The 16091-nt window shown below is 71.7% G+C and carries 13 protein-coding genes and 1 pseudogene; 5 read left to right on the plus strand and 9 right to left on the minus strand.

Annotation, left to right across the window (positions count from 1 at the left end):
* Nucleotides 1-334: 334 nt before the first annotated feature.
* Both OHT51_RS36690 and xylB read right to left on the minus strand, forming a co-directional pair.
* The gene (locus tag OHT51_RS36690) at nt 335-1543 is read right to left on the minus strand and encodes an ROK family transcriptional regulator (RefSeq protein ID WP_328883194.1); all 1209 of its coding nucleotides are present in this window, start codon (nt 1541-1543) and stop codon (nt 335-337) included.
* Between the two features lie 24 nt (nt 1544-1567).
* A complete protein-coding gene (xylB, locus tag OHT51_RS36695; protein WP_328883195.1) occupies nt 1568-3013 on the minus strand; it encodes a xylulokinase in 1446 nt (481 codons plus the stop codon).
* A 192-nt stretch (nt 3014-3205) separates the two neighbouring features.
* On the opposite strand from xylB, the gene xylA reads away from it, so the two are divergent.
* Both xylA and OHT51_RS36705 read left to right on the plus strand, forming a co-directional pair.
* Complete coding sequence (gene xylA, locus OHT51_RS36700) at nt 3206-4372, plus strand: xylose isomerase (protein ID WP_328883196.1); 1167 nt, start codon at nt 3206-3208, stop codon at nt 4370-4372.
* A gap of 420 nt (nt 4373-4792) precedes the next feature.
* Nucleotides 4793-5068, plus strand: a complete 276-nt coding sequence (locus tag OHT51_RS36705) for a hypothetical protein (protein ID WP_328883197.1) — start codon at nt 4793-4795, stop codon at nt 5066-5068.
* Nucleotides 5069-5109: 41 nt separating this feature from the next.
* Here the strand turns inward: OHT51_RS36705 and OHT51_RS36710 are convergent, their stop codons facing one another.
* The 3 genes from OHT51_RS36710 to OHT51_RS36720 all read right to left on the minus strand — a co-directional run bounded on the left by OHT51_RS36710 (nt 5110) and on the right by OHT51_RS36720 (nt 10800).
* Complete coding sequence (locus OHT51_RS36710; RefSeq protein ID WP_328883198.1) at nt 5110-6474, minus strand: esterase-like activity of phytase family protein; 1365 nt, start codon at nt 6472-6474, stop codon at nt 5110-5112.
* A gap of 178 nt (nt 6475-6652) precedes the next feature.
* Nucleotides 6653-7951, minus strand: coding sequence for an SWIM zinc finger family protein (locus tag OHT51_RS36715; protein ID WP_328883199.1), 1299 nt, complete (start codon nt 7949-7951; stop codon nt 6653-6655).
* Nucleotides 7948-10800: a DEAD/DEAH box helicase gene (locus OHT51_RS36720; protein ID WP_328883200.1), complete on the minus strand. Its 2853-nt coding sequence runs from the start codon at nt 10798-10800 to the stop codon at nt 7948-7950. The genes OHT51_RS36715 and OHT51_RS36720 overlap by 4 nt, the downstream gene beginning before the upstream one ends.
* 395 nt (nt 10801-11195) lie before the next feature.
* Between OHT51_RS36720 and OHT51_RS36725 the strand changes: the two genes are divergently transcribed.
* The gene (locus OHT51_RS36725; protein WP_031114931.1) at nt 11196-11378 is read left to right on the plus strand and encodes a hypothetical protein; all 183 of its coding nucleotides are present in this window, start codon (nt 11196-11198) and stop codon (nt 11376-11378) included.
* On the opposite strand, the gene OHT51_RS36730 is transcribed toward OHT51_RS36725, so the two are convergent.
* From OHT51_RS36730 to OHT51_RS36740, 3 genes are all read right to left on the minus strand, one after another.
* Nucleotides 11379-12776, minus strand: a complete 1398-nt coding sequence (locus OHT51_RS36730; RefSeq protein WP_328883201.1) for a tannase/feruloyl esterase family alpha/beta hydrolase — start codon at nt 12774-12776, stop codon at nt 11379-11381. It lies immediately after the preceding gene.
* A 224-nt stretch (nt 12777-13000) separates the two neighbouring features.
* Entirely contained in the window at nt 13001-13906 is a 906-nt protein-coding gene (locus tag OHT51_RS36735; protein WP_328883202.1) for a hypothetical protein, read from the minus strand.
* A 135-nt stretch (nt 13907-14041) separates the two neighbouring features.
* Nucleotides 14042-14338: a hypothetical protein gene (locus tag OHT51_RS36740; RefSeq protein ID WP_328883203.1), complete on the minus strand. Its 297-nt coding sequence runs from the start codon at nt 14336-14338 to the stop codon at nt 14042-14044.
* A gap of 90 nt (nt 14339-14428) precedes the next feature.
* Between OHT51_RS36740 and OHT51_RS36745 the strand changes: the two are divergent.
* Nucleotides 14429-14530: pseudogene (locus OHT51_RS36745) on the plus strand (oxygenase MpaB family protein); the annotation flags it as partial.
* A 23-nt stretch (nt 14531-14553) separates the two neighbouring features.
* On the opposite strand, the gene OHT51_RS36750 reads toward OHT51_RS36745, so the two are convergent.
* Nucleotides 14554-15153: a class I SAM-dependent methyltransferase gene (locus tag OHT51_RS36750; RefSeq protein ID WP_328883204.1), complete on the minus strand. Its 600-nt coding sequence runs from the start codon at nt 15151-15153 to the stop codon at nt 14554-14556.
* A gap of 152 nt (nt 15154-15305) precedes the next feature.
* On the opposite strand from OHT51_RS36750, the gene OHT51_RS36755 reads away from it, so the two are divergent.
* On the plus strand, nt 15306-16079 hold the full coding sequence (locus OHT51_RS36755; RefSeq protein ID WP_328883205.1) for an MHYT domain-containing protein: 774 nt from the start codon (nt 15306-15308) through the stop codon (nt 16077-16079).
* The last annotated feature ends 12 nt before the right edge of the window (nt 16080-16091 follow it).

A 16091-nucleotide genomic window follows, 5' to 3' on the forward strand; every position in this document is an offset into this window, starting at 1 on the left:
TCGCGTGGTGCCGTAGCCCTGCGCTGACTGCGGCTCACGTGATTCACGGTACGGCGCTGCTGGGTTGGGCAGAAGCGAGCGTCGATTTCCGTGGACAGCCGCGGGATTGTGGATAACCCGCTCACTCACACGAGTGAACACAGCCTGGAACCCGGCCCGTTGTGGAAGCAGGAATCGGGCCTGGCGTGGAATCAGGAATACATCCTGGTGTGGAAGCAGGAATCGGACCGGGTGCGGAATCTGGAATCGGGCCCGTCATGGAATCGCAGCAGGCGTGCTGCCGCCGGACGCCCGGTACACCCGGCCTGGTTACGTGCCCAGCTCCGTCGTGGGTTCAGGCCCGCTCCGCCACCCCCGCCGGATCGTCCAGCACCGCCCGCACCACGGAGTGCGCTGCCCCCAGCAACGGCCCCTCGGGGCCCAGCCGCGACACGGAGACCGGACAGGCCGGCCCCGCGGTGCGCCGGTCCAGCTCGGCTTCCAGTGAGGGCAGCAGCCAGGGGGCCAGTCCGGCCAGCGCGCCGCCCAGCACCACGCTCTCCGGGTCCAGCAGATTGACCGCGCCCGTCAGTGCGATGCCGAGCGCCGTTCCCGCGTCGTGCAGGGCGCGCCGTACGTCCTCGTCGCCTTCGGCGGCACGGTCGGCGAGCAGGCCGACGCGGTCCTCGCTCGGCTCCAGTCCGGCCGCGCGCAGCACCGCCTCCTCACCGGCGTACTGCTCCAGGCACCCGCGCCCCCCGCACGGACACGCGGGTCCGTCCGGCTGGACCGGCACATGCCCCAACTCGCCCGCGAAACCGTGCGTTCCGCGCAGCAGCCCGCCGTCCACCACGACCGCCGCACCGATACCGATCTCCGCCGACACGTGCACGAAGTCGCGCGCAGTACCATCGCCCAGCCAGAGCTCGGCGAGCGCGCCGAAGTTGGCCTCGTTGCCCACGCTCACCGGGAAGTCCACGGGCAGCAGACCGCCGAGGTCCGCGTCCCGCCAGTCGAGGTTCGGAGCACGGACGACCGTGCGCGCGTCCCGCGCCACCAGACCCGGCACGGCGACCGCCAGGCCGGCGGGCCACAGCCCCACGTGCTCGGCCTCGGCGACGACTTGGCGCACCAACGCGCCGAGTTCCTCGATCACCGGTGCGGGCGCCCGGCCCCGATTCGCGCCGTGCCGCACTGCCCTGGCCCGCACCACGCCGCGCAGATCTACCGCGCAGACGGCGAGATGGTCGACGCCGACCTCCGCCCCGATTCCGGCCGGACCGTGCCCACTGACGGCCAGCGCCGAGCCGGGGCGACCCACCCGGCCGGGCCGTTCGGGACCGAGTTCCTCCAGCAGTCCCGAGCGGATCAGCTCGTCGACGAGGGTCGACACCGCCGCGCGCGTCAGCCCGATCCTGGAGGCGACGGCGGCACGCGAGAGCGGACCGTCGGCGCTGACGGTGTGCATCACCCGGGCGAGGTTGCGGCGGCGCATGCCCTGCTGGGTGTTCGGCAGCGCGCGCCCGGCTCCGGTCGGGTGGGCCTCGTGCAGCGGTGCGGTCATGCCTCCGTCAATCCTCGTCAGTCCTCAGTGAGCCTCGGGGCTCCGCTCCAGCAGCGGGGCCGCGTCGGAGAGTACCCCGCTGATCCTGGCCAGCGTCTCGTCGTCCCGCTCCACGGCGTCCAGCACCGGCCCGCGCGTGGTGTTCCAACGCCGGGCGACCGCGGCCGGATCCTCGCCGGTCAGCAGGCCGGCCGCCTGGGCCGCGGCGCCGAGCGCGACCAGTTCCCTGGCCTCGGGGACCTGCACCGGGCGCCCCGACAGCCGTCGTACAGTCTGCTGCCAGGCCGTACCCCGTGCCCCGCCGCCGATCAGCAGCAGCGGCGCGGAGCGGTCCGCGTCCTCGTCCAGAACCAGGTCCAGGGCGCCGAGCAGCGCGTGGACGGCGCCGTCGTAGGCGGCTTGCAGGAGCTGGCCTGCGGTCGTGTCGTGACGGAGGCCGTGCAGCACACCGGAGGCGTTCGGCAGGTTCGGGGTGCGTTCGCCGTCCAGGTAGGGCAGGAGCGTGAGGCCGGTGGTGGGTTCCACGGCCTCGCGGTCGAGGCCCAGCAGGGTGGCGAGGCGGTCGACGGCGAGCGTGCAGTTCAGGGTGCAGGCCAGCGGCAGCCAGTCGCCGTGCGCGTCGGCGAAGCCCGCCACGGTGCCGGACGGGTCGACGGGGCGCCGCCTCGACACGGCGTACACCGTGCCGGAGGTGCCGAGGCTCAGTACGGGCATGCCGGGCCGCAGTCCGAGGCCGAGTGCCGCGGCGGCGTTGTCACCGGTGCCGGGTGCGACCAGGGTGCCCCTGGAGAACGGCAGCTCATGGCTGTCGCGCACGGTGCCCGCGATCTCCCCGGGCCGGACCACACGGGGCAACATCGCCGGGTCGAGCCCCACGCGCGCGAGGATCTCCTCGTCGTACGACTCCGTCCCCGACGCCCACCAGCCCGTACCGGAGGCGTCGCCGCGGTCGGTGGTGCCCTGCCCCGTGAGGCGTTCGGTGAGGTAGTCGTGGGGGAGACGTACGGCCTTGGTGGCCCGGACGGACTCCGGCTCGTTCTCCGCAAGCCAGGCCCACTTGGTCACCGTGAACGAGGCCGCCGGAACGGAGCCCGTGCGCTCGGCCCAGAACTTCGCGCCGCCCAGTTCCTCGGTCAGCCGACGGGCCTGCGGCGCCGAGCGCACGTCGTTCCACAACAGAGCCGGACGCACCGGCTCGCCCCGGTCGTCCAGCGTGACCAGGCCGTGCTGCTGCCCGCCGATCGACACCGCCGCGGCCTCGTGCGCGGCGTCGCCGCACTGGCGCAGCGCCTCGCACAGAGCGTCCCACCACTGGCGTGGGTCGCTCTCGCGGCCGGCACCGGAGGACACCGTGTGCGGTGCCTGGCCGCTCGCGACGACCTGCCCCGTCGACGCGTCGACGACCAGCGCCTTGGTGGACTGGGTGGACGTGTCCACGCCGACGACGAGCGGACCCTCGGCTGCTGACATCGGGCTCTCCCTTTTCCGCGGCTCTGCGGGAACCGACCTGCTGTTTCGAGGGTGCCCGGAGCGTCACGACCCGGACCTCACCCCTTCGGGGACATCTTGTCCCTTCCCAGGGACGCGTCGGCATACTAATTTGTAAACGGCCATGACGAAATAGTCGTAGCAAGCAGACGTAAGCAAGCGAGGAGCCGCGGCATGAGCTACCAGCCCACCCCCGAGGACAGGTTCACCTTCGGCCTGTGGACCGTCGGCTGGCAGGGACGGGACCCCTTCGGCGAGGCCACCCGCCGGGCCCTCGACCCGGTGGAGACGGTGCAGCGCCTGGCCGAGCTCGGCGCCCACGGCGTCACCTTCCACGACGACGACCTGATCCCCTTCGGGTCCTCGGACACCGAGCGCGAGGCGCACATCAAGCGCTTCCGTGAGGCCCTCGACGCCACCGGCATGAAGGTGCCGATGGCCACCACCAACCTCTTCACCCACCCCGTCTTCAAGGACGGCGCATTCACCGCCAACGACCGCGACGTGCGCCGATACGCCCTGCGCAAGACGATCCGCAACATCGACCTGGCGGCCGAACTGGGCGCCAGGACCTACGTCGCCTGGGGCGGGCGCGAGGGCGCCGAGTCCGGCGCCGCCAAGGACGTACGCGTGGCTCTCGACCGCATGAAGGAGGCTTTCGACCTCCTCGGCGAGTACGTCATCTCCCAGGGCTACGACCTCAAGTTCGCCATCGAACCCAAGCCGAACGAGCCGCGCGGTGACATCCTGCTCCCGACCGTCGGCCACGCGCTGGCGTTCATCGAGCGCCTGGAGCGGCCGGAGCTGTACGGCGTCAACCCCGAGGTCGGGCACGAGCAGATGGCCGGCCTCAACTTCCCGCACGGCATCGCGCAGGCACTGTGGGCGGGCAAGCTCTTCCACATCGACCTCAACGGCCAGTCCGGCATCAAGTACGACCAGGACCTGCGCTTCGGCGCGGGCGACCTGCGTGCCGCCTTCTGGCTGGTCGACCTCCTGGAGAGCGCCGGTTACAGCGGGCCCCGTCACTTCGACTTCAAGCCGCCGCGGACGGAGGATCTCGACGGAGTGTGGGCGTCTGCCGCGGGCTGCATGCGCAACTACCTCATCCTCAAGGAGCGTTCGGCCGCCTTCCGCGCCGATCCGGAGGTCCAGGAGGCCCTGCGTGCCGCGCGCCTGGACGAGCTGGCGCAGCCGACGGCGGCGGACGGCCTGAAGTCGCTACTCGCGGACCGCACGGCGTTCGAGGACTTCGACGTCGAGGCGGCCGCCGCGCGCGGGATGGCCTTCGAGCGCCTCGACCAGCTGGCGATGGATCACCTGCTGGGAGCACGCGGCTGAGGCCACACGCGCGTGCCCGACCGCGTGTGACCCGCCCGCCCAGAGGCCAGTCACACGCGGGACGGGCAGTGGGTGCCGGCCATTGGTGCCGGTAAACGATCGGTCTCCGCGCGGAATGTTCCGGAACCATGCGCTCCAAGGCATGGGCCCGTACCAACTCCCAAGAAGAGCTCGCGTCCTGACCGGGACGAGGCGAGGCTTGTCGGTATGGCCATGCCGCCCGTACCGCCTCAGCCGCCGGGACCGCCGGGTGACACGCCGCCTCCGGGCGGTGGCTTCGGACCGCCTCCTGGAGGCTACGGTCCGCCTCCGGGAGACAGCGGCCCACCCACGTACGGTGATTGGCCGCCCCCGGAATCACCCGACGGAGGCGGCGCACCAAGGCGGCGTACTCCGCTGTTCATCCTGCTCGCCGCGATCGTGGTGGTCGGAGCAGTCGTGGCCGTGGTGCTGATGACCTCCGGCAACGACGACTCGCCCGACGAGAAGACGCCCGCCGAGAGCACGAGCAGCTCGCCCAGGCCGTCCTTCAGCATCCCGACCGAGCTTCCCAGCAAGCTGCCGAGCGAGCTGCCGACATCACTGCCGTCGGGGTTCCCGACCGAACTGCCGTCGGGGTTCCCCACCGAGCTGCCGAGCGGCTTTCCGAGTGATCTCGAATCGCTGCTCCCGTCGCTTCCGGACGAACTGCCCTAGGGCGCCGCTCGCGTCCCCGGCGGGCGAACTGCCCCAGGCCGTCAGATGCCGCGCGGCAGTCGCACGTAGATCACCGACGTCTCGATACCGCTGTCGACGAGCCTGCCCTGTGCGTCGAACGCACCCTCGCCGTCCGTCATCCCGAAGTCGTTGTCGTTGATGAGGGCCAGCGTGTCGCGGTCCACGCGCGCGATGCCCTCGATCTTCCCGGGCACACCCTTGACCGTGCCCAGGTCGACGACCAGCCGCTTGGACAGCACCGGCACACCCGAGGCCGCCGGGTCGTCGAGCTGCTCCAGCGCCGGTGACGTCGTGTCGTCGTCCCAGGGACCGCCGAGGATGTTCGCCGCACGGTCCAGACGCACCAGGTGCAGCCGCGCGGCCTTGTCGGTGCGCTCCTCGACCAGCAGCCGGTTGCCGCCCACGGCCACGACCGAGGAGATCTTCAGCTCGGACGTGTCGTCCTCGCTCGGGTCCACCACGTTCACCGGGTCGAAGCGGTACGCGTACTCCGCGGTGACCGCCCTCTTCTTCGGCGAGAAGCGCAGCAGGCGCGTGGTGCGAGAAGCCTCCCCGGCATCCGTGTCCGGCAGCGACAGCGGGCTCTGCACGGCCATCACCAGGTCGCCGCCGGGCAGTTGGGCGAGCCCTTCGAAGCCACGGTTGATCTTCCGGTGCAGCAGGACGGAGGGCAGCGCCTCCACCACCGGGTAGCCCGCGCCGGTGAGGCGGAGCCCCTCGGGCACGTAGCGCGCGAGGACCTTCCCGCGCGCGGAGACGTGCACAAGGGAGGGCCCGTACTCGTCGACGAGCCAGAAGCTCCCGTCAGCGGCGCGCACGATGCCCTCGGTGTCCAGCCCGTTCGGATTGAACGCCAGAGGTGTCCGCGCGTCATAGGAGTACGGCGCCTCGTCGCGGCCCTCCTGGTTCGACAGCCCGGTGACGGGCTTCCCGGACGTCGTCGTGATCGGGATCGCGTCCAGCACCCGCACGGTGCCTCCGGTCACCCGGATCTTCACGATCGCCGGATCGAAGCCGGGCACGGGGAACGTCCGCCGCTTCGTGCCGTCCACCTTGATCTGGCCGTTGGGGCCGCGGTCGGTGACGGTCCAGAACTCGCCCTTGCGGCCCGCCGGGTAGATGTCGCTGCCGATGCCGCCCAGGTCCACACCCCGGTCGTTGCCCACGCTGCCGGGCAGCAAGGCGTTGCTGAACGCGCCGAGCGGGATGTCGCCGAGCGTCGCCGTGTGCACGACGTGTGCGGCGCGGCCCTTGCTTGCGATGCCGCCCTCGTTCCCCGCGCCGGCGGCGGGCCCGGTGGCCGCGAGCGCCGCGAGCACGGCGAGGGGTACGCCGCCGGCGACGAGACGTTGGGCGTGGCGCCGGCCGGTGGCGTGCGGGGACATCGGGCCTCCTGAAGACCAAGTTGTTTGACAGCGGCCAGATTTGGAGCTCAGGCGGAACGTAATTCGTCCGAGGGATGAACACGGGGCGACGGCCACTCGTCGAGCCGAGGTCGCTCTCAGCCGAGCCGAGACGGCTCTCAGTCCAGGAGGGGTGCTCGTCGGAGCCGCCCGGCATGACCTACGGCTGTGCCGCCTCCTCGGTCCCCGCCTGCGCCGCGGCCAGAGCCGTTGCCGGATCCTGTGCAGGGCCCCCTGCGGGCACCCAGCGACTCCCTTCCTTGCGGTACGGCCACCACCGTCCGTCCTGTCCCAGGCGCAGCTGACGCGGCGCGCCGACGACCGTCCAGCGGTTGCCCTTCGCGCGCAGCGACGGCCGTTCGTCCTTGTCCCAGGCGGAGTCCAGGGCGGTACGCGCGCGTGCGAGCGTTTCGCCCTCGACGGTCCACTCCTCGTCGAGCACGGACAGCGCGACGACTCCTCCGAGTTGCCAGGCGCGTACGGCCGTCGCCAGCCCTTCCCGGCCGCGTCCCGATCCGTCTGCCAGCCGCTCCGCCACGTCGGCGAGCGGGGCGCCCGCGGCGAGGCGCACCGCGTCCTGGCCGAGCGTCAACTCCGCTTCCACGACCTGCTGTCCCGGACCCGGCCGCAGCGCTTCCGCGAGCATGCGGTGCGCTTCGGCGGCGGCCTGGGCAGCCAGGAACTCCAGCGCAGCCGGATCGACGCCGGGCGCGGGAGGCGTCTCGGTGTCCAAGGACGGCGGTACTCCCGGCTCGGCGGGCAACTCGGGCAGCGCGGGCAGCGGCGGCAGGATGTCGCCGGTCGCATACGCCTCAGCGGCGTCCACGCCCACCGCATCGGGAGAGGTGGGCGCCTCGGACGCCTCGGACGACGGGGTCGCGGGGGCGGCGCTGCGGGCCTGCAGGTCGTCCAGGAGGTCGCGCTCGCCCCGTCCGCGCATCAGGAGCAGGACGAAGGGGTCCTGGTCCAACAGCCGTGCCACCTGGTAGCAGAGGGCCGCCGTGTGCCCGCAGTGGTCCCAGGCGCCGCAGCCGCACTCGGGCTCCAGATCACCCATGCCCGGCAGCAGTTCGATGCCCCTGGCGGCAGCGTCCTCCACCAGGTGCGGTGGCATGTCGCGGTCCAGCAGCGCGGCGACATGCCCGGCCCGCTCGACGGCCATGTCCAGGAAGCGGTCCCACTGATCCGTGGACAGCTCCTCCAGCAGCACGTCGGCCCGGTGCGCCGTACGGTCGCGACCCTGCACGATCGCCGTGATGCGGCCGGGGCGCACCGACACCGCGCCGACCGCTCCCGCGCGGGCGAGCCTGCGGCCGGCCTTGAGCTGCCCCGAGTCCAGTGCCGACTCCTCCAGCGCCTGCAGCCAGGCCTGTCCCCACCATGTCTGTGCGAATCCCCGCCCGTGCGCGGGCGGCAGCGCGGCGAACGTGCGCTCCATCTCACCGTCGTGTCGATTCATCGGGTGCCCCCTCGCAGTTCCACCAGATCGGCCAGCTCCGCGTCCGTCAGCTCGGTGAGTGCTGCCTCGCCCGCGCCGAGCACCGCGTCTGCCAGTTTCCGCTTGCGGCTCAGCATCTCGGCGATACGGTCCTCGATGGTTCCCTCGGCGATCAGCCGGTGCACCTGTACGGGCCGGGTCTGGCCGATGCGGTACGCGCGGTCGGTGGCCTGCGCCTCGACCGCGGGGTTCCACCAGCGGTCGTAGTGCACGACGTGCTCGGCGCGGGTGAGGTTCAGGCCGGTTCCCGCGGCCTTCAAGGACAGCAGGAAGACGGGCACTTCACCGTCCTGGAAGCGCCGAACCAAGGCCTCACGTTCGGCCACCGGGGTTCCGCCGTGCAGGAACTGCGAGGGCATGCCACGAGCCGCCAGATGCTGTTCGATGAGGCGTCCCATACGCACGTACTGCGTAAAGACCAGGACGCTCGCCCCCTCGGAGAGGATGGTGTCGAGCAACTCGTCCAGCAGCTCCAGCTTCCCCGAGCGCCCGGCGATCCTCGGCCGCCCCTCCTTGAGGAACTGCGCCGGGTGGTTGCAGATCTGCTTCAGGCCCGTCAGGAGCTTCACGATCAGGCCGCGCCGCGCCATGCTGTCGGCGCCGGAGATCTCCGCGAGCGTCTCGCGGACCACTGCCTCGTACAGACCCGTCTGCTCCGTGGTGAGGAACACGGCGCGATCGGTCTCCGTCTTCGGCGGGAGCTCTGGCGCGATCCCCGGATCCGACTTGCGCCGGCGCAGCAGGAACGGGCGTACCAGCCGGGCGAGTCGCTCCGCGGCAGCCGGATTCTGGCCGCCCTCGACGGCCTGGGCGTACCGCGTGCGGAAGGTGCCGAGGCGGCCCAGCAGGCCGGGCGTCGTCCAGTCGAGGATCGCCCACAGTTCCGACAGGTTGTTCTCCACCGGCGTGCCGGTGAGCGCCACGCGTGCGCGTGCGCCGATCGAGCGCAGCTCCCGCGCGGTCGCCGAGTACGGGTTCTTCACGTGCTGGGCCTCGTCCGCGACGACCATGCCCCAGGGCACCTCGGCGAGCCGACGTGCGTCCAGCCGCATCGTGCCGTACGTGGTGAGCACGAACTCCCCGTCCGCCAGGGCAGCCAGGTCACGCCGTGGCCCGTGGAAGCGGCGCACGCGCGTGCCGGGCGCGAACTTCTCGATCTCGCGCTGCCAGTTGCCCATCAGGGAGGTCGGACACACGACCAGCGTCGGGCCGGCGGACGAGGCGTCGGACTGCCGGTGCAGATGCAGCGCGATGAGAGTGATCGTCTTGCCGAGGCCCATGTCGTCGGCCAGACAGCAGCCCAGGCCGAGGGACGTCATCCGGGCCAGCCAGCTCAGGCCGCGCCGCTGGTAGTCGCGCAGTGTGGCCGCGAGCGCGGCAGGCTGGGCCACCGGGTCCTGCCCCTCCGGGTCCGTGAGGCGCTCGCGCAGCGCCGCCAGCCAGCCCGTGGGCCGGACCTCCACCTGGCGGCCGTCCACCTCGGTGGAGCCCGTCAGCGCGGCGCCGAGCGCGTCGATGGGTGTCACCTTGTGGTCCTGCTGCGCGCGGGCGCGGCGCACCTCCTGAGGGTCGACGAGGACCCACTGGTCGCGCAGCCGCACCACGGGGCGGTTCGCCTCCGCCAGCCGGTCCAGCTCCCCGCGCGTGAGCCGCTGGTCGCCCAGGGCGAACCACCAGTTGAAGGCGAGCAGTGCGTCGGCGGCCAGGAACGACGGGGTGTCCGAGGACACTCTGCCCGGCGCGGACTCCTCGTCCGGCGGGCCGATCACCGCGCGGGCGGTGAGGTTGCGGGTGAGCTCCTTGGGCCAGTGCACATCGACGCCGGCTCCGGCGAGGGCCCGAGCGCCCTCCTGAAGGAGGTCGGTCACCTCGTCGTCGGCCAGTTCCACCGCGTCCGGCACGGCCGCCGACAGCAGCGGCGCAAGCGGCGCCCAGGCGCGAGCTGCGCGGCGCAGTGCCAGCAGGGCGTCCAGCCGCGCGCGTGGGCCGAAGGCGCCGGGCGACGCCCACACCGTGGCGGCGTCCGCGACCAGCGCCGGATCACTCACGCTGTGCAGCTGCAGAACAGCCCGGAACGACAGTGTCCCGTCATCCTGTGTCGCCGCGCCGAGGCCGGGCACCTCGAGCCGCAGGGAGAGCCGTACGCCCGCGTCGTGGCCCGCGGCGACATCGGCTGCCCATGCGCGCTGTTCGGGCACGCGCTGCGGCTCCTGGGCCGCGTAGGAGGGACCGCCTGTGACGAGCTTCGCGGCGGGGGAGCGGGGAAGTGCGTCGGCAACCGCGTCCAGGAAGGCCCGCAGCAGCCGCTCCGGATCCGGCAGCACCAGCGGCTCCAGGTCGCCCAGCGGCACGGCGTGCGCCTCGGGTGGCATCGCGGCGGCGAGGGCGCGAACACGTTCGACGTCCTCGGGTCGCAGGGGACCGGCTCGCCAGGCGTCGTGATCGTCCGCCGAGAGGCCGGGCAGGAGCAGTCCGCGTGCGACGAGTTGCAGGGCGAGCACAGTCGCCGTGCCCCAGAAGACGCCTGCTCGGTGAGCCTGATCGGACGCGCGCGCACGCGTGAGCACAGGCAGGGCGGCGCGCACCGGCAGCAGGACGGCCGGCACGCTCACCAGCTCGACACCGTCCTCGCCGGTCAGGGCGACGGTCAGGTCCTCGACGGATCCGGCTGAGGCGAGCGGAACGGTGCCCCCCTCGGCTCGCCAGAAGGCGACCCGGCCGGTGCGGGCCGGGTCACCGGGTACGAACACGGCACAGCACCCGGCCAGGTCAGAGATCTCGAACGGTGTTGCCTCGGGAAGCCTCGGCACAGCTCTGTAGCACTCCTCAAACTTGACTACCCTGGATTGAGGGGCCGAGGGTACAGCAATCGACGGCCCGTCCGAAATGCCGGATCTGTGATCTGTGTCACTCTCCGGTCGGCATGGGTATCTCACTTGTGCGGAATCCAGTAAGTCGATCGGCCTCGGACAGCGGACACTGGGTGCTGGGTGCTGGGTGCTGGGTGCTGGGTGCCGGGTGCCGGGTGCCGGGTGCCGGGTGCCGGACCTCGGACCTCGGACCTCGGACTTCAGTCGGCACCGGTCTCCGGGACCAGTAAGGGCCGCACCTCAGGGTCGTCTCAGGGTCGCGGTTCGGAACCGCTGGAAGCGCGGGCCCGTTTTCAGGACAGAGAGCGGCAGTGGCCGCGAAGGAGGCGACGCACATGTCGAAGAACGCGAAGATCGCCGCGGGAGGTGTGGCGGCCGGTCTCATCCTGTTGATCTGGCTGCCCTGGTGGGCCGCGCTCCTGATAATCCTGGGAGTCCCGGCCGCCGCGTACCTCACGCTCGACCCGTCACAGCGGCGCAGGCTGCGCCGCGCCACGCGCAAGGAGCTCGGTCGCTGATCATCGCCCGGCCGTCGGTGCGGTCCGGGTGGACAGCGCGCACGAATTGAGCACATCGCCGCTCGCGGGCCTGCCGACGGTACGGTCCGCGGGCGGTCGGGTGCCCCGCTCCACCCACGCGACCAGCGTGTCGAAGGCCGACCGGTAGCAGGGCAGGATCGGCCGGAGCCGGTCCGGATAGGTGTCGTACAGCCCGTCGACATGCGTGCCGCCCGCGATCGTGAAGTACCGGTGCAGTGGGCCTCGCCCGCTCGCGTCGACCATGCGTGTGTACACGTCCGAGTCGGCTGCTTTCGGCAGCAGCGCGTCGAGGTCGCCGTGCAGCGTGATCAGCGGTCTTGCGATGCGCCCGGTCAGAGCGACGCGGGCCACGGCGCGATGGACGGACGCCGGACGCGATGCGTAGTCGTACGCGGCATCTGAGGCGCACGGAGCCAGGATCTGCTCCGGCGTGGTCCCGGCGGATGGGCCCGGACAACCGGGGTCGTACGCCGGGTCGAACTCGGCGCGGTAGATCTTCTGCGTGACGCCCCAGTAGGCCTGCTCGTGATAGGGCCACAGAAATTCGGAGCCGCGCGCGAAGCCGATCGCGTACAGGTCCTCGTCCCGCGCGGAGCCGAGTATGCGAGCCACCGCGGTGGGCAGGGAGGTGAGCAGGTTGGGGCCGTCCGCGGTCCACAGGGCGCCCTCCCAGTCCACGCCGCCGTCGTACAACTCGGGATGGTTCTCCAGCTGCCAGCGGGTGAGGTAGCCACCGTTGGAGATGCCGGTCATGTACGTACGACGGGGAGCCTGCCCGTAGCGCTGGGCCACCGCCTTGCGGGCAGCCCGGGTGAGCTGAGTGGTGCGTGCGTTCCACTCGGCGACCGCATCACCCGGCCGCTTGCCGTCGCGGTAGAAGTCGGAGCCGTTGTTGCCCTTGTCGGTCGCAGCGTAGGCGTAGCCGAGCGCGAGCACCTGATCGGAGATCGCTGTGTCCGTCGCGTACTGCCTGCGAGTGCCGGGGGCGCCGGTAACGACGAGTCCGCCGTTCCAGCGGTCCGGCAGTCGGATCACGAACTGTGCGTCGTGACGCCATCCGTGCGTGGCGTTGAAGCGGGAGGAGTCCGGGAAGTAGCCGTCGATCTGAATACCGGGCACCCCCGTCGGGGTCCGGGTACCCCGTGCCGTGAGCCCGGCCTGGTCGGCCATGTCGGTGTACGGCGTGCCGGCGAGTCCCGACGTGGTCAGATCCGGGAGGCAGGCGCTCTGTTGGTAGGCCGCGCCGGGCACCCGTACGCCTTCCTGACGTGCGCAGTGCTGCTCGCCGACTGCCGTGGCCGCTACGGGAGTCGGCCAGCTGAGGGCGCCGGCGAGCAGCGTGGCGGTGAGGAACGGAAGACCTCGGGACAGGCGCATGACGGCCTCCTGGCAGAAGGGACGGGCACATGAGGGAGCGGAGCCGTGAAGGCTGCCTCATGGTGCGGTCCTGCTGCCGTGCCATCCATGGGTTGGGGCCACATGTGACGCTGCCACCGAATGGGGTCACCAGACACCGGCAGTTCCGTCCAGGCGCACTGCCGCGCCGCTCGGTACGCAGGTCAGGAGGGTGCCGGGAGGGCTCAGGAGGGTGCCGGGAGGGCTCAGGAGGGGCGTACAGCCATCTTGTCGAGTGCTTCCAGAAGCCAGGGCAGCTCCGCCCCGCGACCCACCGGCAGGACCTCGCCGGGCTCGTCGTCGAGGAGTACGAAGGCGATGTCGTCGGTCCTGGCGACCAGCGACCAGCCGGGACCGTCCGCGCGCAGGGTCCGTGCGTCGCCCGAGGCGAAGGAGGACCGGACGCGACCGAGGGGTGGCGGGGACTCCACGTACGCGCGTGCCTCGGCGAGGACCCGCCGGATACCGCTGTGGCCGCCCTGCTTTTCGGCCGTCCTGGCCGTCTCGGCATTTTCAGCGTTCTTGGCGTTCTCGGCCTCTGGTCCCTGGTCCTCGGCGTCGTCCGTGTCCTTGGCGGCGCCGGCGCCCGGCGTCGCGAAGTCGGCGTCCTCGATCTGCTCGCGCCACACCGCCCACTGCAGGGCGATCTCGTCGGCGCCCAGGCGCCGCTGGGCCGGCCCCCACACACTCGTGTCCGGCGGCGTGAGTGGCGGACCGTCCGCGATGTCGGGCTCGGGATCGTGCGGCGCGGGCACATTCGGGGCGGCGACGGCCACCGCGAGGGGCCAGCCGGGCAGCGCGGCCACGACCGTACGTTCGTCGGGCGACAGGTCGTACTCCATGCCGCAGTCCCAGGACGCGATGGCGACCGCGACCAAGGAGACGTCGTCGATGACGACCGTCCACCGGGCGCCGTCGCCGTCCTGGCCGATGACCAGGCCGTATCCGTCGGCGAGCGGCGCGAGACCGAGCGCCGCGCACGCCTCCGGGTAGTCGTCGCCCAGCACGCTCGGGAACTTCGCCGGCGTCAGCAGCACCGCCGTGAGCACGTACAGCGCATCGTCCAGCGCATCGTCCGCGGCGGCGACGGCCTCCTCGTCCGTCTCTGCCATCCCAGCCTCCCCATCGGTTCGTCCATCGGCGCGCACCCTAGTGCGACCGGAAGCCGCTTGTCACGACTCCCAGGCGCACCCGGAGCTGCAGTTTTCCGACCGGTCGGGGCGAATCGACCGAGATCGTCCGCGACGTCAGGCCGCCGGGAGCCCGAGGAGGGTCCGGGCGACAGTCTGCGGCGACTCGTCGCGTTCCCGTGCCAGCGCGATGACGGCCCGGCACGCCAGTTCGCTCACCCCGAACGACAGCGCTTCCGGAGACACCCAGCCGGCCGCCTCGTCGATCTGCTCCTGGTCGTCCTCCGCACGGGCCGACACATACACGGCGGCGGCCTCGAACAGATTGTGTGTGCGCCTGTCCTTGCCGGTGTCCGCCTCCGTGCGAAATGAGCGGAGAACTCTCGCACCCGACTCGCGCACCCTGCTCCACATATTGACCGCCTTCCCCCTGCGTGACTGATCTTTCATCTTCCAATACCCAACGTAGAGTTGGAGCCTCCGCGACAGAAGGGGGACAGCGCGGTGAAGCGCTTCGAGCGGCTCGAACAGATCCGGCGGATGGACCCTTTCCGCGAAGCCTCGGAGATCTACCGGCTCAGCTCGGCGTACGAATTCCCCTGGGACGGCAGGGCCTCGCAGCCGGGACCTCAGGGCTCCCGTGCGGCGAGCGCCAGGAATCGGTCGTCCTCGTCGGCGTACGACGTCATGCGCCACCCCGAACCTGCCAGCAATGGCCGGAGGTTGGGTTCGGCCCGCAGGTCGTCCGGGGTGATCTGTCTGCCCTGGCGTGCCGCCAGCGCCGCCCTGCCGATCGGGTGGAACAGGGCGAGGGTGCCACCGGCGCGCACCACACGTGCCAACTCCCGCAAGTTCTGCGCCGGATCGGGCAGGTGCGCGATGAGGCCGGCCGCGAACACGGCGTCCAGCGACTCCGACCGCAGAGGCAGCGCGGCCACGTCGGCGAGCAGCAACTGCCCGTCCGCGCCGCGTCCGGCCCGTACGGCGGCCTCCAGCATGGCCGGGGTCAGATCAGCGCCGAGGACCAGCCCCGAGGGCCCCACAGCGGCACGCAGCGGCGGCAGGGCGCGCCCGGTGCCGCAGCCGGCGTCGAGCACGCGATCCCCCGCGCGCAGTCCGAGCGCGGCGGCCGCAGCCGCGTAGGCGGGCCCGTCGTCGGGGAACCGACTGTCCCAGCCGGCGGCGCGGGCCCCGAAGAACTCCTGCACATGTGTGTGGTCGTCGCTCATGCTCCGCATGATCCCTCACCGGCACGGATGACACCGCTGTGCACACGTTCGAGCGTGACGCGATCGTTCTGCTGCATCTCCATGTCATATTCCAACAGCTTTCGAAATGCGCCCCCCTCGCGCGCCCCTGCCCCGGCTAGCGTCCCTGGGCCATGGGACACCTGGACCACGCCGCCCTCGGCTGGCTGACCCCCGTTCTGTCTTACGCGATGGCGTGCATAGGCGCCGCGCTGGGACTTCGCTGCACCGTCCGCGCCCTCGGCGCCACCGGCAAGTCGCGCCGCAACTGGCTCATCACCGCCGCCTCGGCGATCGGCACCGGCATCTGGACCATGCACTTCGTGGCCATGCTGGGCTTCAGCGTCAGCGGCACCGACATCCGCTACGACGTGCCGCTCACCATCGTGAGCCTCCTCGTCGCCATGGCCGTCGTCTGCGCAGGCGTCTTCGCGGTCGGATACAGCCGTGACCGGACCCGCGCGCTGTTCCTCGGAGGGCTCACCACCGGGCTCGGCGTCGCGAGCATGCACTACCTGGGCATGGCCGCCGTACGACTCCACGGCGAGGTGACCTACGACCCCGTCCTCGTCGGAGTGTCCGTCCTGATCGCAGTCGTCGCGGCGACGGCAGCCCTGTGGGCGGCGCTCAACATTAAGTCGCCCGTCGCCGTCACCATCGCCTCCCTGATCATGGGCGCGGCGGTCAGCAGCATGCACTACACCGGGATGTTCGCGGTCGGCGTGGAAGTCACCCCCGCCGGTGATGTCTTGCCCGGGGCCACGGCGATGCAGTTCATCTTCCCCCTCGCCGTCGGCCTCGGGTCCTACCTCTTCCTGACCTCCGCCTTCGTCGCGCTGTCGCCCACCACGGGGGAGCGCGCGGCATCCGCGTCGGCCCAGGGAACGGTCGAGCGCGTCGCGGGCTAGCGGCGGGCCCGG

It is taken from the genome of Streptomyces sp. NBC_00299 (assembly GCF_036173045.1).
GTDB lineage: Bacteria > Actinomycetota > Actinomycetes > Streptomycetales > Streptomycetaceae > Streptomyces > Streptomyces machairae.

Excerpts from the sequence above, each read along its gene's own strand:
- OHT51_RS36690 (WP_328883194.1), bottom strand. The coding sequence starts at position 1,543 with ATGACCGCACCGCTGCACGAGGCCCACCCGACCGGAGCCGGGCGCGCG.
- xylB (WP_328883195.1), bottom strand. The coding sequence starts at position 3,013 with ATGTCAGCAGCCGAGGGTCCGCTCGTCGTCGGCGTGGACACGTCCACC.
- xylA (WP_328883196.1), top strand. The coding sequence starts at position 3,206 with ATGAGCTACCAGCCCACCCCCGAGGACAGGTTCACCTTCGGCCTGTGG.
- OHT51_RS36710 (WP_328883198.1), bottom strand. The coding sequence starts at position 6,474 with ATGTCCCCGCACGCCACCGGCCGGCGCCACGCCCAACGTCTCGTCGCC.
- OHT51_RS36715 (WP_328883199.1), bottom strand. The coding sequence starts at position 7,951 with ATGAATCGACACGACGGTGAGATGGAGCGCACGTTCGCCGCGCTGCCG.
- OHT51_RS36725 (WP_031114931.1), top strand. The coding sequence starts at position 11,196 with ATGTCGAAGAACGCGAAGATCGCCGCGGGAGGTGTGGCGGCCGGTCTC.
- OHT51_RS36730 (WP_328883201.1), bottom strand. The coding sequence starts at position 12,776 with ATGCGCCTGTCCCGAGGTCTTCCGTTCCTCACCGCCACGCTGCTCGCC.
- OHT51_RS36735 (WP_328883202.1), bottom strand. The coding sequence starts at position 13,906 with ATGGCAGAGACGGACGAGGAGGCCGTCGCCGCCGCGGACGATGCGCTG.
- OHT51_RS36740 (WP_328883203.1), bottom strand. The coding sequence starts at position 14,338 with ATGTGGAGCAGGGTGCGCGAGTCGGGTGCGAGAGTTCTCCGCTCATTT.
- OHT51_RS36750 (WP_328883204.1), bottom strand. The coding sequence starts at position 15,153 with ATGAGCGACGACCACACACATGTGCAGGAGTTCTTCGGGGCCCGCGCC.
- OHT51_RS36755 (WP_328883205.1), top strand. The coding sequence starts at position 15,306 with ATGGGACACCTGGACCACGCCGCCCTCGGCTGGCTGACCCCCGTTCTG.